Source organism: Bacillus cereus group sp. RP32 (genome assembly GCF_040459735.1).
GTDB lineage: Bacteria > Bacillota > Bacilli > Bacillales > Bacillaceae_G > Bacillus_A > Bacillus_A wiedmannii.
In genome coordinates this window covers 4,196,912-4,219,077 of sequence record NZ_JARVHO010000001.1, presented here as the reverse complement: position 1 = coordinate 4,219,077, position 22,166 = coordinate 4,196,912, and the positions used below count along the sequence as shown (strand labels likewise).

The window sequence follows — 22,166 nt, the reverse complement described above, 5'->3', positions numbered from 1 at the left end:
GGGGTGCCGAAGAGAAAGGTAGTATTTGATCAAAGAAGTTTACCGACAAAAGGCGCAAGAAAAAATAGTATAACGTATAATATTAAAGGTGGAAAACTATATCAAAAGCGGTATTATGATCATAAAGGAAAAGCATGGAAAGATATAGATTATACTGATCATGATAATCCTAAAGCACATCCTGTAGTGCCTCATAAACATTATTGGAATTGGAAAAAGAAAAAACCACATAGCGCGTGGTATCCATTAAAAAAGAAATGGTGATACTATGAGATTTTATTTAGCAGAAGATATAGGTTATATAAACGAAATGCTTTCATTTATATTTGAGGACATGAGCAAGTATGATTGGATATTTGCAGATATGGTGCCGCATGTATATAAAGGCGAAGTAGAAGTGATGGATACCATATTTGAGCAAGAAAAATTTTATATTTCAGGTGAAGATCTTTATAGCTTTTTGAAAGAGTATAAAGTTTTACTTATATTTGGAGTGGTGATTGCTGTGGAGAAAGGAAATGAAAAACTCCTTGAAAATATTCCAGACACTCCAATTATTTTAGAAAACAGAGAGTATTGGAAAGATGAGTACAATTTAACGTTGCCAGGATCAGTAATGGAGTTTGGTTTTTTTGATACATCAATTTTAATGTTTGCAAGTGATGATGACTATAATATAGACAAATTTAAAAACAGTTTTCAAAATGTAGCATTTTATGTGGAAGATGAATTATAAAGGCGTGAAGACAAAGTTGAAAATATTGATGAAAGATTAAAAAGCACGATCTTATTTAATTAAATAAGATCGTGCTTTTTTAATTCCCTTGCTCATGCGCAAGAGTAAACGTATCTTCCAAGTCACTATCATTTATTTTAATATTTGCCTTTTTTAATTCCTTTTGTATTAACTTATGACTGAATGTAGGGTCGGCAATACGTTCTGCTTCTAAGTTTTTACGGATGGAGTCTTTCACTTCATCGTAAGGTTGTAAATCTTTTTTATCAGTTAATTTAATAATATGATAACCGTTTGGTGATTTAACGGGATTGCTAATTTGTCCGACTTTTAGTTTATAGGCAGCTGTTTCAAATTCAGGCGCCATTCTGCCTGAATTGAAGTATCCAAGGTCTCCACCTTTATCTTTTGATAGTAGGTCTTGCGATTCTTGTTTTGCTAATTCTTCAAATGAAGCGCCAGCATCTAATTTTTTCTTTATTTCTTTCGCTTCATTTTCGTCACTTACTAAAATATGACTCGCTTTAAGTTCTGGTTTATAGTGGTCTTTCACGTCTTTTTCTGTAACACTTTTCTTAATTGCTTCATTCATAGCAAGTTTGAACTTAATTTGATTTTTGAAATCAGCTTCATCTTTTAAACGATTGTTTTCGAGTACTGCTGTGAATTGATCTCCATATTGATTTTTCGCTTTTTGTACTTCTTTATCTACATCATCGTCAGATACTTTATATTTTTTCGTGATAACGTCTTGTGCCATCATTTCGTATAGCATGTCTTTTCCGTAACGATCTTTCAACTGTTTTTCGAAGTCGCTCTTCTTAATGGTTGAATCTGTTGCTGTAGCGACTGTAGCTGAGCTGTTTTTTTGTCCACAAGCAGCTAGCATTAATATACTTATTAGTGCAGTAATAATGAAAATGTGTTTCCCTCTCATGCCAACACCTCATCCGAATATGTTATCGCTATTGTAGAATATAGAAGTGAACATGAAGTGAATTTTTAATGTTTTTTCCCTGTAAAATGTAAAAAAAGTACATCAACAATATTGTTGATGTACGATGGGATCAAAGGTGATCAGTCTTTTTAGAATAGGCACGCTTACCTTGCTGAATATTTTTTTGTTCTTGCTCATTTTTTTGTGTACGCTTTGCATTATTATCGCGTGCTTTTTTGTCGTTATCACTCGTATGTGGCATATGTATCAACTCCATTTCTAACCGTTGTACGTTTATCATTTCCTTTTTCGTAAAGACTATGTATAGCAGTGCATTCATGAATAATAAAGGTGGATTAGAAATGGATTTGAAGTTGAATTATACCGAACTTATAAAGAAGTTAATCGTTGTAATTGTCGCAGGTTTGTTAAACGCGATTGGAATGAATTTATTTTTAACGCCAGCGAAAGTGTACGCGAGTGGCTTTGCTGGATTGTCTCAATTGTTATCACAAATATTAGGGGACTTTTTATCTATTCACATATCAACGGGGGTATTGTTTAGTTTGTTTAATATTCCCGTCGTTATTTTAGCATGGAAAAAGGTTGGAAAGGCCTTTACTTTCTTTAGTTTTCTTTGCGTGATATTTATGACTTTGTTTCTAGAAATTATCCCGGTTAGAGCGGTTTCGAACGATATTATATTAAATGCGATTTTTGGTGGGATTATTTCAGCGATTGGGGTAGGGATTGCGTTGAAGTGGGGGGCTTCTACAGGTGGTTTAGATATTATCGCCATGATTTTATCAAAGATTAAAGATAAGCCTGTCGGTACGTATTTTTTCTTCTTTAATGCACTTATCATTATTGCGGCTGGCTATGTGTATGGATGGGAAAAAGCATTATATACTTTGGTGACTTTGTATGTGTCAACGCGAATTATTGATGCGATTCATACGCGTCATGTGAAAATTACAGCACTAATTGTTACGAAGAATGGGACAGATGTACGAAAGGCGATTCATTCACGCTTAGTGAGGGGCATTACAACTATACCAGCAACAGGCGCTTATACAAATGAAAATAAGGAAATGTTAATGATTGTTATTACGCGTTATGAGTTATATGAATTAGAAAGGGTTATTAGGCAAGTGGACCCAGGTGCATTTACAAACGTATTACAGACGGTCGGAGTGTTTGGTTTGTTTCGAAAAGATTAAAGAGGACCAAAGATGGTCCTCTTTTTTAATGTAAATTCGTAATATTTTGCAACTGCTCCTGCATTTCACGTAGCTGAACTTTTTCAGCTGTTGAAGAGTTTGCATAAGCAGAGTGCAAAGCGTTTTTTGCTCTATATACGAGATCTTGTTGCTCAGTACCGCTTGAACAAGTGACGGCATTTGCAACGGCATCTCTAGCTTGTTGGAATAGTAAGTTCCCCATTTAAACCCCTCCAAAAGAAGAGTTACTTCTCGCTTTTTCTGCCTCAGCTAATGTACCACGGTACGGGAATCTTGCATCATGCTTCATAACAGCATCGGCTCCTTGTTGGATAAAACGTTTTGATTTGTTCTTTTTACCCATTCGAAAAACCCCCTTTATTTAGCTGAAAACAATCGACGCGCTGACTTTTGCGTCTAATAATAGTATGAGCGTTTGGCGAGAAACTATAAGCAGGGAATTTTTAGATTATAATCCAAGAACCTCTTCTAAATATAGCGCAATACCATCTTCTTCATTCGTTAATGTCGTATGATTTGCGAGTGATTTTAATTCAGGAATTGCATTACCCATTGCGATGCCGTGACCAGCAAATTCAATCATTTCAAAGTCGTTATCTTCATCACCGAAAGCGATAATTCGCTCTTGTGGAATGTTGTAATGACTAGAAATTTTTTGTAATCCGACAGCTTTATTTAACCCGCTTTTCACGATTTCAATAATCGGCCAAGGTGCGCCCCATTTTCTATGGTCGATTACTTCAGCATGCATATCAGTTAAATGTTGACGAATTGCACTGGAATGCTCGTCATGTGCGTCAATTAATAAGCAGGTTGGATGATCGTTTAAAATATTTAATAAGTCTCCTGTAAAAATCTTTGGAGAACCGAATTCGAAAATATGTTTTTTATCTTCATCAATTTCACGAACATACACATCGTCCATTACTTCAGCGTATATATTTTTTACACCAAAATCAAAGCAAGCTCGGACAATTTTTTGGGCTGTTGCTAGCTCAAGAGGAGAGTGATGTGTTCCCCACTTTGAATCAAGAGGATGATGTACGTAAGCACCATTAAAGTTTACGATTGGTGTATTAAGACTGAGTTCTTTGTAGTAATCAAAACTAGCACGGAATGGACGTCCCGTTGAAATAACGACAATATGTCCTTGCTCCTTTGCTTTTGCAATTGTATGTTTTGTTCGAGTGGAAATTATTTTGTTGTCTGTTAATAAAGTGCCGTCTAAGTCTAATGCGATTAAATGCTGTTTATTCATAATTTCACCTCTTATAATATTTTTTTGTTTCTATCTGTATTTCCGTTTTTAATATGCAGAAATAAGAGGTTAAACTGGGTGAGAACACCAAAGATGGAAAGTTCACTATATATCCATCTTACGTCGCAAAGTGCTGCGGTGTCTACTATTTCTCGCTGGAAATTAAGAAAAGTCAACGTCTTTTTAGAAAGTTCAAACAATGTTTCTTTCATTATGTACAAATTGTGAAAAGGGTTACATTGTTCGTATGATGAGGCTTATAATGAACATGTAATCTTCTCGTATATGTTTGACTCTCCTTTGAAGCTAGCCTATAGTAGGTTGGTTTCTTTTTTTCTACAAATAGGAAAGAAATCCCTTCCTAAGCTTGTGTCATTCATGTATATGTACAAGAACGAAATGTAGTACTTGTTTCCTAAACATGACAGAAAAGCTTTCTTTTAAAATGGATATACTAATGAGGAAAAGACGTCATGGAAGGAGAATGGAAATGGGACAAAATCGCAGGTTTCGTTCTGGACAAAAAGCGCCAAACGATGGTATTTACGTAGAAATTGGTGAAACAGGAAGTATGGTAAAAGATCCGCAAATGGTGAAATTAACTGCGGGTGAAAAGTTTCCAGATAACGCGAATCATAACCGTCAGTGGACATATAAAAGAAAACCGTAACAGGAGCCGCAATCATTATTGCGGCTTTTTTGTCGTTACGCATTGCGTATATTTTTTCAGTTGTATAATGAATGTTCCCTTTTTCTTTTTCCAATAATAAGTTTGAAAATACATAAGCAAAATTATTGTATAAAAAAGTCAGTTGGCGTATAATCAAATCAAAGGTCAAAGAAAGTCAAACATTTGGAGGACTGTAAAGATGGACTTAAATCAAATGACAACAAAAACACAAGAGGCGATTATGAGTGCCCAATCTTTAGCGGTATCTCATCATCATCAAGAAGTAGATACTGTTCATCTCTTGTTTACATTATTAGAAGAGCAAGATGGATTAGCAGTGCGTATTTTTCAAAAAATGAATGTCGATATAGAAGCGTTAAAGCAAGGCGCCGAAAGTTTAATTAAGAAAAAACCTTCTGTAACGGGAAGCGGTGCAGAAGTAGGAAAATTATATATAACAGGTGCTCTGCAACAACTACTTGTAAGAGCAGGAAAAGAAGCAGAGAAATTGCAAGATGACTACATTTCAGTTGAACATGTATTGCTTGCTTTTTCAGAAGAAAAAGGCGATATAAATCAATTACTTACAAGATTTCACATTACAAAAGATAACTTATTACAGTCTTTAATGACAGTTCGGGGGAATCAAAGAGTGACTAGTCAAAATCCAGAAGCAACTTATGAAGCGTTAGAAAAATATGGTCGTGATTTAGTGGCGGAAGTGAGAGCAGGGAAAATTGATCCTGTTATCGGTCGCGATAGTGAAATTCGACGTGTAATCCGCATTCTTTCACGTAAAACGAAAAACAACCCGGTTTTAATTGGTGAACCCGGTGTTGGTAAAACAGCAATCGTTGAAGGATTAGCACAGCGTATTGTGAAGAAGGATGTACCAGAAGGATTAAAAGATAGAACAATCTTCGCATTAGATATGAGTGCGCTTGTAGCTGGAGCGAAATTCCGTGGTGAGTTTGAAGAGCGTCTGCAAGCTGTATTAAATGAAATTAAAAAGAGTGAAGGTCGCATTTTATTATTCATTGATGAACTTCACACAATCGTCGGCGCTGGTAAAACAGAAGGTGCGATGGACGCAGGAAATATGTTAAAACCGATGCTTGCGCGTGGTGAACTGCATTGTATCGGGGCGACAACGTTAGATGAGTATCGTAAATATATTGAGAAAGATCCAGCGCTAGAAAGACGCTTCCAACAAGTATTAGCAGAAGAACCAACTGTTGAAGATACAATTTCCATTTTACGTGGTTTAAAAGAGCGCTTTGAAATTTATCATGGTGTAAATATTCATGACCGCGCGATTGTAGCAGCATCCGTTTTATCAGATCGATATATTTCGGATCGTTTCTTACCAGATAAAGCGATCGATCTTGTTGACGAAGCGTGTGCAACAATTCGAACAGAGATTGATTCTATGCCAACAGAATTAGATGAAGTAACGCGTCGTATTATGCAGCTGGAAATTGAAGAAGCGGCTCTTGGAAAAGAGAAGGACTTTGGTAGCCAAGAACGCCTGAAAACGTTGCAACGTGAATTATCGGATTTAAAAGAAGTTGCAAGTGGTATGAGAGCGAAATGGGAGAAAGAAAAAGAAGACATTCATAAAGTGCGTGACTTACGTGAACATTTAGAGCGCTTGCGCCGTGAGTTAGAAGAAGCAGAAGGAAATTACGATTTAAATAAAGCAGCTGAACTTCGTCACGGGAAAATTCCAGCTATCGAAAAAGAGTTAAAAGAAGCGGAAGAAATGGGTGCACATAATAAACAAGAGAATCGCTTATTACGTGAGGAAGTAAGTGAAGAAGAGATTGCTGATATTGTTTCACGCTGGACTGGTATTCCTGTCGCAAAACTCGTTGAAGGTGAACGCGAGAAATTACTACGCTTAGAGCAAATTTTATCAGAGCGTGTCATCGGACAAGAGGAAGCGGTAAGCTTAGTATCAGACGCAGTTCTTCGTGCACGCGCTGGTATTAAAGACCCGAACCGTCCAATTGGTTCCTTCATCTTTTTAGGACCGACAGGTGTTGGTAAAACAGAACTTGCAAAAACGTTAGCACAGTCTTTATTCGATAGTGAAGAGCAAATGATTCGTATCGACATGTCTGAGTATATGGAGAAACATGCTGTGTCACGCTTAATTGGTGCGCCTCCTGGATATGTTGGATATGAAGAGGGCGGTCAATTAACAGAAGCGGTAAGACGTAAACCGTATTCAGTTATTTTGTTAGACGAAATCGAAAAAGCACATCCAGAAGTATTCAACATTTTATTACAAATGTTAGATGATGGACGCATTACAGATTCTCAAGGACGTACAGTAGACTTTAAAAACACGGTTATTATTATGACTTCAAATATTGGATCTGCTCATTTGTTAGATGGATTAGAAGCAGATGGCTCAATTAAAGAGGAATCAAGAGAACTTGTAATGGGGCAATTAAGAGGACATTTCCGACCAGAGTTTTTAAACCGTGTCGATGAAATTATTTTATTCAAACCTCTTACAACGAATGAAATTAAAGGTATTGTTGATAAAATTGTAAAAGAATTACAAGGTCGTTTAGCTGACCGTCATATTACAGTAGAATTAACAGACGCAGCGAGAGAATTTGTTGTAGAAGCTGGCTTTGATCCGATGTACGGAGCTCGTCCATTAAAACGATATGTACAGCGTCAAGTTGAGACGAAATTAGCGAGAGAATTAATTGCAGGAACAATTACTGATAACAGTCACGTAGTTGTTGATGTAGAAAATAACGAATTAGTCGTTCATGTAAAGTAAAATAAAAAAGAGTTCGGATAAAATCCGGACTCTTTTTTTAGTGTTGTTCTACTGGCTCGTTTGGAATTGTAGCTGAAATTGCTAGTACTAATACCGCAAGAACAACTGAGAAAATAGACGCTTGGTTAAAATCGTATGTACCGCCAGTCATAGAGCCGATTACGTAGCTCATCATATGTACAAGCGCGAACGACCAAATTAATGCCCAAATGAAACGCATATTTTACACCTCTATTCGTTCAATCTGTCCTTATTGTAACACAATTGAAAAAAGAATATAGAAAAATATTTGTAGATTTTTCAACGCAAATTTGCATTCCGTTCATACATTATAGAAGAGTACTTTTATACGTTTAGAAAATAAGGCGGGGGAAAAATGAGTATTACGGAACGTTTTTTTTATTTAGAAAAAGAACCATGTGTCATTTATTTACCGGAGAAGCCAAATGGATTTTCTGTTATGCTTCTCGGTGATTATAACTACTTTATTGAGAATGGTACAAGTTTATGGACACAGCATGCAGGTAGATCTTATTTTTTACATGGCCTTATTGAGGAAGGCTACACGGTCTTTTCCTCTAATTTATACGGAAGACATTGGGGAAACGACCAATCTGTTCGTCTAGCAAAACGTTTATATGACGTTGTTTTGAGAAAAGAGACATTAAATGCGAAAATGCACATTATGGCAGATGGTATGGGTGCACTTGTAGCACTTGAAATGATGAACAAATACCCTGAATGTATACGCTCTGTCATTATGTTAAATCCGTGTTTAGATTTACCAGAATATGTGGAGTTTGAAAAAGAGCATAAGTTTTTTTACAAAAGATTAGTGAAGGAATTAAGTTTGGCGTATGATTCCAAAGAAGAAGAATTAGAATCCAAAATAAATAAGAAATCATTTACGCTTCTTCCGTCTTGTGTACCTGTGAAAGTTTTCGTATCAACACAAGAAAAAAGAGGAAGAAAACAGTTGTTACGTAAATATGAGAAAATGAGGCAATTCAATCAATGCGATACTTCTGTCTTATTCCATCTGCAAGATGTGAAATATAAAATGGTTAGGCAAACGACTGATTTCTTTAAAAAATATGAAGAAGAATTGTGAAGCTCCCATATACATAAATGAGGAGCTATTTGTTTCAAGGAGAAAGGGTTGGTGGTATGGAGCGCGTGCTAATTATAGGTGCACTTACGTTTGTAGGTTATCACCTTGTGAATAAAATGATTGCAGAAGAAGTAGAAGTGTACGGTCTTGATTTTGATGAATTCGAGAATATGAAAAAAATTAATGAAGAGAAGTTATTGTTGATTGGACGAAATGCGTTATTTACGTATTATTCGATAAGAGATGAAGATGGATGGAGATCAGTAGAAGGAGAGAAGTTCGATACGGTTTACTTTTGCTTGTATGAGCCAAATCAACAAAGTGGTTTTCGGAATGAAAGAGTTATATTACAGTATTTAAAGCGGATTATAAGACTGTGTGCAGAGCAGAAAGTGAAGTTAAATCTAATTTCTTCTATTGAAGTAGGAAACGCAGATGAATCTGAAAATAAACGTTTATTTTTGAAAGTGGAAGAAGGATTGAAAAAAGGAGAGGCACCATATAGTGTATTTCGAGTTCCTACATTATATGGGCCATGGCAACCATCTTTTATGATGTATCATCAGCTCATTTTATCAGAACTGGATGAGAAAGAGTGCCATTATGCGAGCGAGGAAAATGGAAGTGATCTATTGTACGTGGAAGATGTATGTGAATACTTATGGGAAAATGGAATGAACGCGGAGCATCTCGGCATATACAATTTACTTAGTGGTAAAAAGTCATTATGGAAAAAAGGTATGAACCTTTTACGTGCAGCGGATAAAGTGAATAAAAAGAATGAGGAAGAACGAAATGATGCTGTCGAGGTTATTTCGATAAAAAGAAATACCCCGTTAGAATACGGTTTAAATAAACAATTGGCACATATGAAAAAATATAAAGAGTTATACGAAGGATAGCGAGCGTGTTACACTATGTATGTGAAAGTTTTAATGGAGAGGAAGAACATAATATGAATGAGAAAAGCATGCAATTTTTACAAATCGCAATGAAGCATTTACCAGAAGCAAAGGCCATCTTAGATTCGAATGGAATTGCGCTTGATATGGAGAAAGCACAACCAGTATTAGAGTTATTGATGAAAGTTATGAACGAAGCATATGAGCTTGGGAAAGCAGATAAAGAATAAAACCTTCTTTTTTGGCAGGGAAGAGAGGCTCGAACCGTGGATAGAAGCGGTTCGGGCCTTTTCATATTTCAAAAGAAACAGGAAAGGTATGTTTCTGTTTCTTTTAATAAACAATAAAGTGAATAATGCTGGATTTATGTTTTAGCTGAAATATATTCTAGACAAAAATACATTTATGTTTTAAAATTAGTACCAAGTCATAATAATTGATATAAAACGGAGGGCTGCGATGTGAACGTGGGCATTTTAGGGATCGGAAGATATGTGCCAGAAAAAGTAGTCACAAATCACGATTTAGAGAAAATCGTAGATACATCTGATGAATGGATTCGTACGAGAACGGGAATTGCAGAAAGACGCATTGCCGATGATACAATAGATACTTCATATATGGCGGTAGAGGCTTCTAAAAAAGCACTTGAAGATGCCGGGGTTAGCGGAGAGGATATCGACCTGATTTTAGTGGCAACAGTAACACCAGATCGAGCATTCCCAGCAGTAGCTTGTGTCATTCAAGAAGCCATTGGCGCAAAACACGCAGCCGCAATGGATTTAAGTGCAGCGTGTGCTGGTTTTATGTACGGAATGATTACAGCGCAGCAATTTATTCAAACGGGAACTTATAAAAATGTATTAGTAGTTGGTAGTGATAAACTATCTAAAATTGTAGACTGGAATGATCGAAATACAGCAGTACTATTTGGAGACGGAGCCGGTGCTATCGTAATGGGGGCTGTTTCAGAAGGAAGAGGCGTTCTATCTTTCGAATTAGGAGCAGACGGAAGCGGCGGTAAGCATCTTTATCAAGACGAGTATGTTATGATGAACGGCAGAGAAGTCTTTAAATTTGCTGTTCGCCAACTTGGTGATTCCTGTCTTCGCGTGTTAGAAAAAGCGGGACTTACGAAAGAGGATGTGGATTTTTTAGTACCACATCAAGCGAATATTCGTATTATGGAATCTGCAAGAGAGAGATTAAATTTACCACAAGAAAAAATGAGTATGACAATTGAAAAGTTTGGTAATACATCAGCTTCTTCAATTCCAATTGCAATGGTAGAGGAATTGCAAAATGGACGTATTCAAGATGGTGATTTAATTATACTTGTTGGTTTCGGCGGCGGATTAACATGGGGAGCAGTTGCTCTTCGTTGGGGTAAATAAGGACTGAGAGAAAAAAAGGAGTGTATTTTGTATGGAGAAAAAGAGGGTCGTAATTACAGGACTAGGAGCTGTTACACCGATCGGAACAGATGTTGAAACAGCGTGGGAAAACATTAAAAAGGGTGTATCTGGAATCGGACGACTTACAAGAATTGATCCGGAACTGTTTCCAGCAAAAGTAGCAGCAGAAATTAACGACTTTGAAGTCGAGAAATATATTGATAAAAAAGAAGCGCGCCGTATGGATCGCTTTACACAATATGCAGTAGCAGCAGCGAAAATGGCAGTTGCAGATGCAAAGCTTGAAATTACAGAAGAAAACGGACCTCGAATTGGTGTATGGATTGGTTCTGGTATTGGCGGTATGGAAACATACGAAGAACAATTTAAGATTTTTACTGAGAAAGGTCCGCGCCGCGTGAGCCCATTCTTCGTACCAATGATGATCCCAGATATGGCAGCAGGTCAAGTATCGATCGCAACAGGAGCAAAAGGAATTAACACTTGTTCTGTAACGGCTTGTGCATCTGGTGCAAACTCAATTGGTGATGCATTTAAAGCAATTCAACGCGGTGATGCTGATGCAATGATAACAGGCGGAGCAGAAGCGCCTTTAACAAGTATGGCATTTGCAGGATTTAGTTCAGCGAAAGCATTAACATTTAATGAAGATCCAGCAACAGCTTGCCGTCCATTTGATAAAAACCGTAGTGGTTTCGTAATGGGTGAAGGTTCAGGTATTTTAATTCTCGAAGAATTAGAGCACGCATTAGCTCGTGGTGCTCACATTTATGCGGAAATCGCTGGTTACGGTGCAACTGGTGATGCATTCCATATTACAATGCCGGCTCCTGGCGGTGAAGGCGGCGTGCGTGCAATGCGTCAAGCTTTAGCAGATGCAGGTCTACAGCCAGAAGATATTGATTACATTAATGCGCACGGTACAAGTACGGATGCGAATGAAAAGTATGAAACGATGGCAATTAAAGAAACGTTCGGTGAGCATGCGTACAAAGTAGCAATTAGCTCAACGAAATCAATGACAGGTCACTTATTAGGAGCAGCTGGTGCTGTTGAAGCGATCTTCTCAATTAAATCAATTACAGACGGAGTAATCCCTCCAACAATTAACTATGAAACACCAGATCCAGAATGTGACTTAGATTACGTACCGAATAAAGCGAGACAACAAGAAGTAAATGCAGTATTAAGTAACTCACTAGGATTCGGTGGTCATAACGCAGTATTAGTATTTAAATCGTATAAATAATAGATGAGATAAGGAGTTTTTTCGCACTATATTGCGAAAAAACTCCTTATTTATTTTTACGCCTTTTTCTCCTTTTGCATATACATAAGAAAAAGGAGGGATAAAGATGGGGATTGTTGAAACTGCTGAGTGGTTACATCTATATTATGGACGGCCAGAAAAGCTGTGTGAAAAGTTTACGAAGTATATCCCGCTGCCAAAAGAAAGGTTGTATCGCTTTTTAATTTCTAAAGGTATGTACCGCCCAGTTATACGAGGAGAACAAGAAGTAAAAGAGTTAGAGAAAAAGGAAGTTTGGAAAGAGTTACGTACGGAGTATGAGAAACTGAAAACCTGGTTAAAAGGTCCAGATGTCCCTGTCTTTATTTTATTATCAGATTCCTATAATCGAACTGTACAAGAAGAGTATAACGGTAGGGCGGGATTATCTATGCGTCACGTTATTTTCTTATTCGTATGTGGACGGAATTCGGTGGAAGAATTAAAGGTGTTATTGGCGCATGAATATCATCACATATGCAGGTTACATCAAATTGAGACGAAAGAAACAGAATATACATTACTTGATACGATGATTATGGAAGGGCTAGCTGAGCAAGCGGTAACGGAAAGATATTCAGAAAAAAACAATGCACCGTGGACGATGTATCTTTCAAAAGAAGAGGCTATTTATTATTGGAAAAATGTTGTACATGAAAGAATAAGTATAAAACGAGGAACAAGGGAGCACGACATCTTATTAAATGGATTTCACTCTTATCCAAAGATGCTGGGCTATGCGCTTGGATTTCATATTGTCAAAGATTGTGTAACATTGGAAGGAGAAGATACACTTTCTTTATTATCTATAGATGCAAAAGAAATATTGAATAAAGCAAATACATTTCATATATAAAAAACAGGAGCTCTATTTCCTGTTTTTTTTAGTATTAATAGAAGAAAAAATAATAATTAGAATATATTTCCTTAGGTGGAATAAAGTTAAGAAAAATTGAACATAATGATTGATACAAACAGTAGTGAAGTGAGGGGTAGTGAATGTTATATCTACATGATGTATGGGTAAATTGGTTTGAAGGTGAAGAGAATGGGTATAACGTTTGTCATTTTTACGAATGGCGGAAAGATGATACGATTGAGCTATTAGATCAAGTGCCATTATTAAAAGTAGATGCCACATTATATCATTACATCGAGGACGAATTGTTAGAGCTTCCGCAAAAATTGTTGGAAGACGTACATCATAAGGCATATATTCGTAAAAATCATGAACGTTTGCAGCAAGAGTATTGCTTTGTTGTTACAGATGGAAAAGGAATTATTGCGATTGACACAATTGGTTACAATGTACCAATTCGAAAAAGCAGACTTATACCGCGCCAAGAGCAGATGGTATATGAGATGGTAGAAAACGTACAAGCAGAAAAGTATGAGTTCCAAGTAGAAGAAATGGAAAAAGAACATCATATTTTATCACCATCACCTTTCATTATGAATGGCTTAACTCGTAAAGAAAGACAGCTTAAACAATTATTATTTATGGCGTTAGATCAATTACATACAACGAAAAACACAGCAGAAATTCGCTATTGGTTCACAGAGTGGGATCCATCAGCATACGGAATGGTTCAACATATGGAATTTGAAGATATTTGGGTTAAACTGTATGATGAAGCGAAAACAGGCTGGTCTGAGAAGCACGAACAATTATGCGAGCGTCTCGTAAAAGGACAGCCATTTTTTGAAAAGTTATGGGAAATGGAAAACGAGCAAAAGGTAAATTAAAAAAACCGTCAATTGGCGGTTTTTTTAATTTGTTGTAACTTAGCTCCGGCAGCAAGCTCTTCGTGTCTAAGAACCTTCCGCATAAGAAGACAAAAAGCGTCTTCTATGCGAAAGAACCTTAGCCAGTCAGAGCTGAACGAGCTGCCTCCGCTTTATACATTACCTACGTTTTCTACTTAGTCCCATTGCGTTTTCTACTTTGCGTAGTTGTTTGAATGCAACGCGGTTTGCTTTTTCTGCACCTTTGTCTAGAATTTCGTCTAGTTCTGTTGAGTTGATTAGTTCGTTATATTTGTCTTGGATTGGACGAATTGCTTCTACGACTACTGCTGCTAGGTCGCCTTTGAAGTCTCCGTATCCGTTTCCTTCGTACATTGCTTCTATTTCTTCAACTGTTTTTCCAGAGAATGAAGAGTAGATTGTTAATAAGTTAGAGATTCCAGGTTTGTTTTCTTTATCAAATTTCACGATACCTTCAGAATCAGTTACAGCACTTTTAATTTTCTTTTCAATTGTTTTTGGTTCATCAAGCATACTGATCATTGCTTTTGGATTCGGATCAGATTTACTCATTTTTTTCGTAGGTTCTGTTAATGACATAACGCGAGCTCCTACTTTTGGAATACGAATTTCAGGAACAGTGAACACTTCACGGAAGCGTTTGTTGAAACGCTCTGCTAGGTCGCGTGTTAATTCCATATGTTGTTTTTGATCATCACCAACAGGTACGATTTCAGTGTTGTAAAGTAAAATATCAGCCGCCATTAATGGTGGATACGTTAGTAATCCAGCTGGAACTGAATCTCTACCAGAAGATTTATCTTTATATTGCGTCATACGCTCTAATTCTCCAACGTAAGCAACTGATTGCATAATCCATCCTAGTTGAGCGTGTGCTGGTACTTCTGATTGTACAAATAAAGTAGCTTTTTCAGGATCGATGCCGCATGCTACATAAAGTGCAGCAAGACTGCGAATGTTTTTACGAAGTTGTACGGGATCTTGAGGTACTGTAATCGCATGTTGGTTTACAATACAGAAATAACAGTCGTGTTCATTTTGAAGCTCTGTAAATTGCTTCATAGCTCCTAAATAGTTTCCAAGTGTAATCGTTCCACTCGGCTGAATACCAGAAAAGATAACTGACATAAGTAATTCCTCCTAAATTTGAATGCGTGATGGGGAAGAGAAGGCAAACAAAAAAGCCCATTCATCCCAAAAACTATAGGGACGAATGGACCGCGGTACCACCCTAATTATTTCACTACTGTGAAATCTCTCTAATCCATAATAACGTTTGGATATAACGCCAAAGCCTACTACTTTCGGTTCGGTTTGGTGCTCAAAAGCCCATTCCATACTACGCAATTACTTGTTCACACCAGCCACAAGCTCTCTGAAATTGCCTCAATATGTACTCTTCTTTATCATCGCATACATATAAATTTATTTATTGTTACCTAAGCTCTTTTAATATGAAAGAACTAAAGTTTTATAACAAAATGTTTTGCTGATTATTATATCATATGGGATAGTGTTTGCAAACTACATCAAAATAGTAAAACTAATGAGGGTCGAGAACAACCCAAGAACGATACCGGTAATGCAAATTGGATACGTCCATTTGAATGAATATGTTTTATAAATACGTTCTTTCTTATCGACAGGTTCCTCTACTTCTTCAATTAAAGACTCAATTTTTTTGTTCGTACCAAATACTCTTTGGAAGGCGTAAATTGTTACGTTAAAAAATCCATTTTGAAATATGAATAAAAAACCGCCTATAAGAATAAAAAATAGTGCGACATAAAACGATATATTGACAAAATTCAACAAAAATTGCGATGAAACGAGGAATGCGCCAATACTAGAAGCGATTATCGCTATGAAAATTAGTATACAAGTATGAAAAAAAACTTTATTCAAAATGTTCCCCTCCGTCAAAATATTACTAGAATTATTATACTATAAAAGCTATAATATGTACTAGAATTAATTTTTTGAAAATTATACGCAATTAAAGGTCTGATTTTAAGATGATGGTAGCAATGTTAACGTATCCCTTTACAAAAAAATAAAAAAATAAACATTTTATTAAAAATTTTAACAAAAAAACAAAAAACTATATTCACAATTGTTATATTATATGTATAATGAAAATTGTAGAAACTTGGAGATTATTCTTTCAATTCTACATTTTTACAAGTGAGGGTACAGGAAGTGCAATTAGGGGAGGCAACACAACATGAAGAAAAAGATACCGTTATTACTTGCATCGACGTTGACTGTCAGTATGTTAGGAGCTTGTAGTTACCAAAAAGAGGATAATAAAGCAGGCGCAAAAGAAAAATCCTCAAACAAGCAAGTGTTAAATCTAACCGAGACAGCTGAAATCCCAACTATGGATACGACGTTATCAACAGATGCAGCATCTTCTAACATCATGAATAACACAATGGAAGGATTATATCGTCTGGGGAAAGACGATAAGCTTGTTCCAGGTGTCGCTAAATCTTATGAGAAATCAGAAGATGGCAAAAAGTATGTATTTAAGTTACGTGAAGATGCGAAATGGTCTAATGGTGAACCTGTAACAGCGAAAGACTTCGTTTATTCTTGGCGAAGAGCTGTAGATTCAAACACGGGTGCCAAGTTTGCTTACATACTATTTGATGTTAAAAATGCGGAGAAAGTTAACAAAAAAGAATTACCAGTTGAAGAACTTGGTGTAAAGGCAATTGATGATCATACACTTGAAGTGGAATTAGATAACCCTGTTCCTTATTTTGTAAGTTTAACAGTCTATCCAACATTGTATCCTTTGAATGAGAAGTTTGTAACAGAACAAGGAGCAAAATTTGGATTAGAATCCAATACGACACTTTATAATGGTCCATTCGTATTAAATGAATGGAAGCATGAACAAAGTTTCCAACTTAAGAAAAATCAAACGTATTGGGAAAATAAAGAAGTAAAACTTGAGGAAATAAACTTCAATATTGTTAAGGATCGTTCAACTGCTATAAATTTATATGAAACGAAAGCAATTGATCGTGTAGTCTTAACATCAGAGTTTGTAGACAAATACAAATCAGATGCTGACTTTAAAACGATTAAGAGACCATCTACACAATTTATTCGCTTAAATGAAAAGAATAAATTTTTAGCAAATAAAAATATCCGAAAAGCAATTGCAATGTCCTTTGAGCGTGAAAATATCGGGAAAGTTATCTTAAACGATGGTTCAGAGGGGATATATGGTTTTGTTCCGAAAGGCTTAGCAAAAGGTCCGAATGGAAAAGACTTCCGTGAAGAAAACGGAAAGCTTATAAAAGAGGATATTAAAGAAGCTCAAAAATACTGGGAAACTGGTAAAAAAGAACTTGGTGTAGACAAAGTAGAGTTAGAGCTATTAAACTTTGATACTGATGATGCTAAAAAAATCGGAGAGTATTTAAAAGGCCAATTTGAAAAGAACTTACCAGGTTTAACAGTTTCAACAAAAATGCAGCCATTTGCACAAAAATTAAAACTTGAAGCAAGTGGAGATTACGCAATGTCATACGCGGGATGGAGTCCAGATTATATGGATCCAATGTCATTCCTTGAAATGTATACGACAGGTAATGCGCAAAACAAAGTAAATTACGCAAATGCAGCGTATGATGATTTAATTAAAAAAGCGAAAACAGAAGTTGATGTACAAGCTCGCTGGGATGCATTATTACAAGCAGAAAAACAACTGCTTGAAGATGCAGCGATTGCTCCAGTATATCAACCAGGAAAAGCTTATTTACAACGAGGTTCAATTACTGGCCTATTAGAACATAAATATGGCGGGGAATTTAGCTATAAGTGGGTTGAACTCAAAAACTAAAAATGGTTTCCATCATGAATAAGGGTATATGCCTATGATGGGCATGTGCTCTTATTTTAAAAAAATAAAAGTAAGAATATTTTAAACTATCTTATTGCTTTTGAGAAAAACGGGGAGGTGCTTGACTATGGGACGTTATGTATTAAAACGTTTCGTGTACATGGCTTTGACATTATTTTTAATTACTACACTGACTTTCTTTTTGATGAAATTACTTCCGGGTTCTCCGCTTAAAAACCAGGAGAAACTATCACCGGCACAAAAAGAAATCATTCTTGAAAAATATGGCTTAAATGATCCAGTACCAGTTCAATATGCACGTTACTTAGGTAACTTAGCAAAAGGTGATTTAGGGGTATCATTCCAATATGATAACCGTCCAGTAACAGATATGATTGTGGATCGCATTGGACCATCAGCACAACTTGGTTTACAAGCGATTATATTAGGAACATTTATCGGTTTAATTTTAGGAATCGTTGCGGCACTTCGTAACAATACGTGGGTCGATTATGGGGCGACAATTATTTCCGTACTCGGGATGTCGGTACCATCGTTCGTATTCGCCGCATTACTACAATATTTCGTAGGGGTAAAACTTGGGTGGTTCCCAGTAGCATTCTGGAAAGGACCAGAGTTTACCGTAATGCCTACAATCGCTTTATCGATGGCAGTTATCGCAACAATCGCACGTTTTGCTCGTGCAGAGTTAATTGAAGTTATGCAAGCTGATTACATTTTAACAGCGAAAGCGAAAGGAATTAGCCAAGGCGTTATCATTATTAAACACGCACTTCGTAACGCGTTAATTCCAGTAGTAACAATTTTAGGACCAATGGTTGCAGGTTTAATTACAGGGACATTAGTTATTGAGCAAATTTATGCTGTACCAGGACTAGGGGAACAGTTCGTTAAATCTATTACAGTGAATGACTATACGGTTATTATGGGAACTACAATTTTCTATAGTGCGATTTTCATCTTAGTTATTTTCATTGTCGATATTTTATACGGAATTATTGATCCTCGTATTCGTTTAGCGGGAGGGAAAAAATGATGAAAGATGTACAAAAATTATCTCCAGATTTATTTCAACAAGCCAATCAAAATAATGTTGATAATGAAGTCATTGCCCGTCCAAGCTTAACGTTTTGGCAAGATGTAAGAAGACGTTTGTTCCAACATAAAGGAGCAATGTTCGGTTTCGTTTTATTAGCGTTTATTATAGTACTAGCAATCTTAGGACCGATGGTAAGTAAGCATTCTTATAAAGAGCAAGACTTAGGTCGTGCGAAATTACCACCGAAAATTCCTGTTATTGAAAATGTTCATTGGCTACCATTTGACGGTACGGATCAATATGGTGTTGACCAATATGAAAAACGTGATATTAAGGAGTATTTCTGGTTTGGTACAGATGATCTTGGCCGCGATTTATGGACAAGAACATGGGAAGGTACGCGTGTATCATTATATATCGCTCTTTTAGCAGCGGCGATTGACTTAGTAATTGGGGTTGCTTATGGAGGTATTTCGGCGTTCTATGGCGGTAGAGTAGATAATATTATGCAACGTGTTATGGAGATTATTAACGGTATTCCATACTTAATCATCGTTATTTTAATGGTAATCATTATGGGATCTGGTATATGGTCAATTACACTAGCAATGGCGATTACAGGTTGGATAGGGATGTCACGTATCGTTCGTGGACAAATCCTGAAATTAAAAAATCAAGAATATGTATTAGCATCGCGTACATTAGGTGCAACAAATACACAATTAATTGTAAAACACTTAATCCCGAACGTAATGGGACCAATTATCGTAATGACAATGTTTACAATTCCAACAGCAGTGTTTGGTGAGGCGTTCTTAAGCTTCATCGGTTTAGGTATTCAGCCACCATTCGCATCACTTGGTTCTCTTGTAAATGACGGTTATAAATCAATTCAAACGTATCCACATATGATGTTCATCCCAGCGGTTGTCATCAGTATGTTAATCTTAGCATTCAACTTAATGGCAGACGGATTACGCGACGCGTTAGATCCAAAAATGCGTAAGTAAAAGAGGGGAGAAGTAAAAATGAAAACATTGCTAGAGGTAAAAGATTTGCAAGTCTCCTTTGATACACATGCAGGTGAAGTACAAGCTGTACGCGGTGTTACTTTTGATTTAAAAAAAGGAGAAACATTAGCGATTGTAGGAGAATCTGGTTCTGGTAAATCAGTTACTTCTAAAGCGTTAATGGGATTAATTCCGAATCCTCCAGGGCGTATTAAAAACGGTGAAATCGTATTTGAAGGTCGTGACTTAACGAAACTGACAGAAAAAGAAATGCAGCAAGTGCGCGGGAAAGATATCGCGATGATTTTCCAAGATCCAATGACATCATTAAATCCAACGATGACAATTGGGAATCAAATTATGGAAGGTCTTATTAAACACCAAGGGATGAGTAAAGCAGACGCACGTAAAGTTGCGTTAGAATTAATCGACCTTGTAGGTATTCCGAATCCAGAAGCGCGTTTAAAACAATATCCTCACCAATTCTCAGGTGGTATGAGACAGCGTGTAGTTATTGCGATGGCGTTAGCTTGTAACCCGAAATTATTAATTGCCGATGAGCCGACAACAGCGCTAGACGTTACAATTCAGGCGCAAATTTTAGAGCTTATGAAGGACATTCAGCAAAAAACAGAAGCGGCAATCATTTTCATTACACATGACTTAGGTGTAGTGGCAAACGTTGCGGACCGCGTAGCAGTTATGTACGCAGGTAAAGTTGTTGAAATTGGAACGGTTGATGAAATTTTCTACAATCCAAAACATCCATACACTTGGGGCTTAATCGCATCTATGCCAAGTTTAGATGGTTCAGAAGAAGAGTTATACGCAATCCCTGGAACGCCTCCAGATTTATTAAAGCCGCCAAAGGGAGATGCTTTTGCACCACGTAATCCACAGGCATTGAAAATTGATTTTGAAATGGACCCACCTTTATTTAAAGTAAGTGATACACACTATGCGGCAACTTGGTTACTTCACGAGCAAGCTCCAGAAGTAAAACCACCGGCAGTCGTTGAAAAACGCATTCTTCAAATGAAAGCAGGTGAACAACATGACTAAACAACGTGAGAAATTAATTGAAGTAAAAAATGTAAAACAGCACTTCGACGTGAGTGGTGGTGTTGTCAAAGCGGTTAATGATATTTCATTTGATATTTACCGCGGAGAAACATTTGGTCTTGTAGGAGAATCAGGTTGTGGTAAATCGACAACTGGAAGAACGATTATTCGTTTATATGATGCAACTGCTGGTGAAGTGTTGTTCGATGGTGAAAATGTACATGGTAAAAAATCACGTGCAGAGCTGAAGAAATTCAACCGTAAAATGCAAATGATTTTCCAAGATCCATATGCATCATTAAACCCTCGTATGACAGTAGGGGATATTATTGCAGAAGGTATTGATATTCACGGACTAGCAAAAGGCAAAAAAGAGCGTATGGACCGTGTTCATGAATTATTAATCACAGTTGGTTTAAATAAAGAGCACGCAAACCGTTTCCCGCATGAATTCTCAGGTGGACAACGTCAACGTATCGGTATCGCTCGCGCACTTGCTGTAGAGCCTGAATTTATCATTGCCGATGAGCCAATCTCAGCACTTGACGTATCAATCCAGGCGCAAGTTGTAAACTTACTGAAAAAGTTACAAAAGGAAAAAGGTTTAACATACTTATTCATTGCCCATGATTTATCAATGGTAAAATACATTAGTGATCGCATCGGCGTAATGTACCGTGGTCAAATCGTTGAGCTAACAACAAGTGAAGAGTTATATGCGAATCCAATTCATCCATATACGAAATCACTATTATCAGCAATTCCGCTTCCAGATCCAGATTATGAGCGTAATCGTAAACGTATTGTATACGATCCGTCACAGCATGATTATGGTAGTGAAGCACCGACAATGCGTGAAATTCGCCCAGGACATTTCGTGTTATGTTCTGAAGCGGAATATAAGAAATATAAAGAGATTTATCAATAATCAAAAGAGCCATTCTTCCGTTACAGAAGGATGGCTCTTTTTCTACTATATAAACAGTTGTATTGTTAACATTTGTTGGTAAGTGAATATAAATGTTATTTACCAATGAATTCATCTTGATTAAA

General features: G+C 36.7%; 24 protein-coding genes and 1 other annotated feature. Of the genes, 16 read left to right on the top strand and 8 right to left on the bottom strand.

Features of this window, described 5'->3' with window-relative positions; all coding sequences use genetic code 11:
* Nucleotides 1-268: 268 nt before the first annotated feature.
* Nucleotides 269-736 (top strand): hypothetical protein, encoded by a 468-nt coding sequence (locus tag QCI46_RS21780; protein ID WP_353841359.1) that lies wholly within the window; start codon nt 269-271, stop codon nt 734-736.
* 79 nt (nt 737-815) lie between these two features.
* Here the strand turns inward: QCI46_RS21780 and prsA are convergent, their stop codons facing one another.
* The gene (gene prsA, locus QCI46_RS21775; protein ID WP_353841358.1) at nt 816-1,673 is read right to left on the bottom strand and encodes a peptidylprolyl isomerase PrsA; all 858 of its coding nucleotides are present in this window, start codon (nt 1,671-1,673) and stop codon (nt 816-818) included.
* Between the two features lie 130 nt (nt 1,674-1,803).
* The gene (locus QCI46_RS21770) at nt 1,804-1,935 is read right to left on the bottom strand and encodes a DUF3941 domain-containing protein (protein ID WP_001120851.1); all 132 of its coding nucleotides are present in this window, start codon (nt 1,933-1,935) and stop codon (nt 1,804-1,806) included.
* Between the two features lie 100 nt (nt 1,936-2,035).
* On the opposite strand from QCI46_RS21770, the gene QCI46_RS21765 reads away from it, so the two are divergent.
* Nucleotides 2,036-2,893: a YitT family protein gene (locus tag QCI46_RS21765; RefSeq protein WP_060489317.1), complete on the top strand. Its 858-nt coding sequence runs from the start codon at nt 2,036-2,038 to the stop codon at nt 2,891-2,893.
* Between the two features lie 25 nt (nt 2,894-2,918).
* Here QCI46_RS21765 and QCI46_RS21760 read toward each other — a convergent pair whose 3' ends face one another.
* The 3 genes from QCI46_RS21760 to QCI46_RS21750 form a co-directional block, all read right to left on the bottom strand.
* Complete coding sequence (locus QCI46_RS21760; RefSeq protein ID WP_046957006.1) at nt 2,919-3,116, bottom strand: DUF3813 domain-containing protein; 198 nt, start codon at nt 3,114-3,116, stop codon at nt 2,919-2,921.
* Complete coding sequence (locus QCI46_RS21755) at nt 3,117-3,257, bottom strand: hypothetical protein (RefSeq protein ID WP_000516816.1); 141 nt, start codon at nt 3,255-3,257, stop codon at nt 3,117-3,119. It abuts the gene before it with no gap.
* Between the two features lie 105 nt (nt 3,258-3,362).
* Nucleotides 3,363-4,172 (bottom strand): Cof-type HAD-IIB family hydrolase, encoded by an 810-nt coding sequence (locus tag QCI46_RS21750; RefSeq protein WP_353841357.1) that lies wholly within the window; start codon nt 4,170-4,172, stop codon nt 3,363-3,365.
* Nucleotides 4,173-4,662: 490 nt separating this feature from the next.
* Here QCI46_RS21750 and QCI46_RS21745 point away from each other — a divergent pair, with 490 nt between their 5' ends.
* Together QCI46_RS21745 and clpB are read left to right on the top strand one after the other, a co-directional pair.
* Nucleotides 4,663-4,842: a YjzC family protein gene (locus tag QCI46_RS21745; protein ID WP_000531420.1), complete on the top strand. Its 180-nt coding sequence runs from the start codon at nt 4,663-4,665 to the stop codon at nt 4,840-4,842.
* 199 nt (nt 4,843-5,041) lie between these two features.
* Nucleotides 5,042-7,642, top strand: coding sequence for an ATP-dependent chaperone ClpB (gene clpB / locus QCI46_RS21740; protein WP_048545176.1), 2,601 nt, complete (start codon nt 5,042-5,044; stop codon nt 7,640-7,642).
* A gap of 37 nt (nt 7,643-7,679) precedes the next feature.
* Here the strand turns inward: clpB and QCI46_RS21735 are convergent, their stop codons facing one another.
* Nucleotides 7,680-7,862: a YjzD family protein gene (locus QCI46_RS21735; protein ID WP_001211113.1), complete on the bottom strand. Its 183-nt coding sequence runs from the start codon at nt 7,860-7,862 to the stop codon at nt 7,680-7,682.
* Between the two features lie 156 nt (nt 7,863-8,018).
* Between QCI46_RS21735 and QCI46_RS21730 the strand changes: the two genes are divergently transcribed.
* The 7 genes from QCI46_RS21730 (at nt 8,019) to QCI46_RS21700 (ending at nt 14,104) form a co-directional block, all read left to right on the top strand.
* Nucleotides 8,019-8,753 (top strand): lipase family protein, encoded by a 735-nt coding sequence (locus QCI46_RS21730; RefSeq protein ID WP_048545174.1) that lies wholly within the window; start codon nt 8,019-8,021, stop codon nt 8,751-8,753.
* A gap of 29 nt (nt 8,754-8,782) precedes the next feature.
* Complete coding sequence (locus tag QCI46_RS21725) at nt 8,783-9,655, top strand: NAD-dependent epimerase/dehydratase family protein (protein ID WP_353841356.1); 873 nt, start codon at nt 8,783-8,785, stop codon at nt 9,653-9,655.
* 53 nt (nt 9,656-9,708) lie between these two features.
* Complete coding sequence (locus tag QCI46_RS21720; RefSeq protein ID WP_001003337.1) at nt 9,709-9,885, top strand: ComZ family protein; 177 nt, start codon at nt 9,709-9,711, stop codon at nt 9,883-9,885.
* 231 nt (nt 9,886-10,116) lie between these two features.
* Nucleotides 10,117-11,049, top strand: a complete 933-nt coding sequence (gene fabH / locus QCI46_RS21715) for a beta-ketoacyl-ACP synthase III (protein WP_353841355.1) — start codon at nt 10,117-10,119, stop codon at nt 11,047-11,049.
* A 31-nt stretch (nt 11,050-11,080) separates the two neighbouring features.
* Nucleotides 11,081-12,319 carry a beta-ketoacyl-ACP synthase II gene (gene fabF / locus QCI46_RS21710; protein WP_000412643.1) on the top strand — a complete coding sequence of 413 codons (1,239 nt, stop codon included), beginning with the start codon at nt 11,081-11,083 and terminating at the stop codon, nt 12,317-12,319.
* Between the two features lie 106 nt (nt 12,320-12,425).
* A complete protein-coding gene (locus QCI46_RS21705) occupies nt 12,426-13,214 on the top strand; it encodes a DUF2268 domain-containing putative Zn-dependent protease (protein WP_149213205.1) in 789 nt (262 codons plus the stop codon).
* A gap of 143 nt (nt 13,215-13,357) precedes the next feature.
* Nucleotides 13,358-14,104 (top strand): YjbA family protein, encoded by a 747-nt coding sequence (locus tag QCI46_RS21700; RefSeq protein WP_353841354.1) that lies wholly within the window; start codon nt 13,358-13,360, stop codon nt 14,102-14,104.
* Nucleotides 14,105-14,263: 159 nt separating this feature from the next.
* Here the strand turns inward: QCI46_RS21700 and trpS are convergent, their stop codons facing one another.
* Together trpS and QCI46_RS21690 are read right to left on the bottom strand one after the other, a co-directional pair.
* A complete protein-coding gene (gene trpS, locus QCI46_RS21695) occupies nt 14,264-15,253 on the bottom strand; it encodes a tryptophan--tRNA ligase (RefSeq protein WP_353841353.1) in 990 nt (329 codons plus the stop codon).
* 74 nt (nt 15,254-15,327) lie between these two features.
* Nucleotides 15,328-15,544: a binding site (T-box leader), on the bottom strand.
* Nucleotides 15,545-15,649: 105 nt separating this feature from the next.
* Nucleotides 15,650-16,030, bottom strand: a complete 381-nt coding sequence (locus QCI46_RS21690) for a DUF3899 domain-containing protein (RefSeq protein WP_001044992.1) — start codon at nt 16,028-16,030, stop codon at nt 15,650-15,652.
* 319 nt (nt 16,031-16,349) lie between these two features.
* Here QCI46_RS21690 and QCI46_RS21685 point away from each other — a divergent pair, with 319 nt between their 5' ends.
* The 5 genes from QCI46_RS21685 to QCI46_RS21665 all read left to right on the top strand — a co-directional run bounded on the left by QCI46_RS21685 (nt 16,350) and on the right by QCI46_RS21665 (nt 22,041).
* Entirely contained in the window at nt 16,350-17,981 is a 1,632-nt protein-coding gene (locus QCI46_RS21685) for a peptide ABC transporter substrate-binding protein (protein ID WP_353841352.1), read from the top strand.
* Between the two features lie 127 nt (nt 17,982-18,108).
* The gene (gene opp3b, locus QCI46_RS21680) at nt 18,109-19,038 is read left to right on the top strand and encodes an oligopeptide ABC transporter permease (RefSeq protein ID WP_000534165.1); all 930 of its coding nucleotides are present in this window, start codon (nt 18,109-18,111) and stop codon (nt 19,036-19,038) included.
* Nucleotides 19,035-20,051 carry an oligopeptide ABC transporter permease gene (gene opp3C / locus QCI46_RS21675; RefSeq protein WP_327957970.1) on the top strand — a complete coding sequence of 339 codons (1,017 nt, stop codon included), beginning with the start codon at nt 19,035-19,037 and terminating at the stop codon, nt 20,049-20,051. The genes opp3b and opp3C overlap by 4 nt, the downstream gene beginning before the upstream one ends.
* An 18-nt stretch (nt 20,052-20,069) precedes the next feature.
* Nucleotides 20,070-21,113, top strand: a complete 1,044-nt coding sequence (locus QCI46_RS21670) for an ABC transporter ATP-binding protein (protein WP_000854346.1) — start codon at nt 20,070-20,072, stop codon at nt 21,111-21,113.
* The gene (locus QCI46_RS21665; RefSeq protein WP_131935379.1) at nt 21,106-22,041 is read left to right on the top strand and encodes an ABC transporter ATP-binding protein; all 936 of its coding nucleotides are present in this window, start codon (nt 21,106-21,108) and stop codon (nt 22,039-22,041) included. The genes QCI46_RS21670 and QCI46_RS21665 overlap by 8 nt, the downstream gene beginning before the upstream one ends.
* Nucleotides 22,042-22,166: the final 125 nt, after the last annotated feature.

Coding starts and splice junctions, on each gene's coding strand:
- QCI46_RS21780 (WP_353841359.1), top strand. CDS start 269: ATGAGATTTTATTTAGCAGAAGATATAGGTTATATAAACGAAATGCTT.
- prsA (WP_353841358.1), bottom strand. CDS start 1,673: ATGAGAGGGAAACACATTTTCATTATTACTGCACTAATAAGTATATTA.
- QCI46_RS21770 (WP_001120851.1), bottom strand. CDS start 1,935: ATGCCACATACGAGTGATAACGACAAAAAAGCACGCGATAATAATGCA.
- QCI46_RS21765 (WP_060489317.1), top strand. CDS start 2,036: ATGGATTTGAAGTTGAATTATACCGAACTTATAAAGAAGTTAATCGTT.
- QCI46_RS21760 (WP_046957006.1), bottom strand. CDS start 3,116: ATGGGGAACTTACTATTCCAACAAGCTAGAGATGCCGTTGCAAATGCC.
- QCI46_RS21755 (WP_000516816.1), bottom strand. CDS start 3,257: ATGGGTAAAAAGAACAAATCAAAACGTTTTATCCAACAAGGAGCCGAT.
- QCI46_RS21750 (WP_353841357.1), bottom strand. CDS start 4,172: ATGAATAAACAGCATTTAATCGCATTAGACTTAGACGGCACTTTATTA.
- QCI46_RS21745 (WP_000531420.1), top strand. CDS start 4,663: ATGGGACAAAATCGCAGGTTTCGTTCTGGACAAAAAGCGCCAAACGAT.
- clpB (WP_048545176.1), top strand. CDS start 5,042: ATGGACTTAAATCAAATGACAACAAAAACACAAGAGGCGATTATGAGT.
- QCI46_RS21735 (WP_001211113.1), bottom strand. CDS start 7,862: ATGCGTTTCATTTGGGCATTAATTTGGTCGTTCGCGCTTGTACATATG.
- QCI46_RS21730 (WP_048545174.1), top strand. CDS start 8,019: ATGAGTATTACGGAACGTTTTTTTTATTTAGAAAAAGAACCATGTGTC.
- QCI46_RS21720 (WP_001003337.1), top strand. CDS start 9,709: ATGAATGAGAAAAGCATGCAATTTTTACAAATCGCAATGAAGCATTTA.
- fabF (WP_000412643.1), top strand. CDS start 11,081: ATGGAGAAAAAGAGGGTCGTAATTACAGGACTAGGAGCTGTTACACCG.
- QCI46_RS21705 (WP_149213205.1), top strand. CDS start 12,426: ATGGGGATTGTTGAAACTGCTGAGTGGTTACATCTATATTATGGACGG.
- QCI46_RS21700 (WP_353841354.1), top strand. CDS start 13,358: ATGTTATATCTACATGATGTATGGGTAAATTGGTTTGAAGGTGAAGAG.
- trpS (WP_353841353.1), bottom strand. CDS start 15,253: ATGTCAGTTATCTTTTCTGGTATTCAGCCGAGTGGAACGATTACACTT.
- QCI46_RS21685 (WP_353841352.1), top strand. CDS start 16,350: ATGAAGAAAAAGATACCGTTATTACTTGCATCGACGTTGACTGTCAGT.
- opp3b (WP_000534165.1), top strand. CDS start 18,109: ATGGGACGTTATGTATTAAAACGTTTCGTGTACATGGCTTTGACATTA.
- opp3C (WP_327957970.1), top strand. CDS start 19,035: ATGATGAAAGATGTACAAAAATTATCTCCAGATTTATTTCAACAAGCC.
- QCI46_RS21670 (WP_000854346.1), top strand. CDS start 20,070: ATGAAAACATTGCTAGAGGTAAAAGATTTGCAAGTCTCCTTTGATACA.
- QCI46_RS21665 (WP_131935379.1), top strand. CDS start 21,106: ATGACTAAACAACGTGAGAAATTAATTGAAGTAAAAAATGTAAAACAG.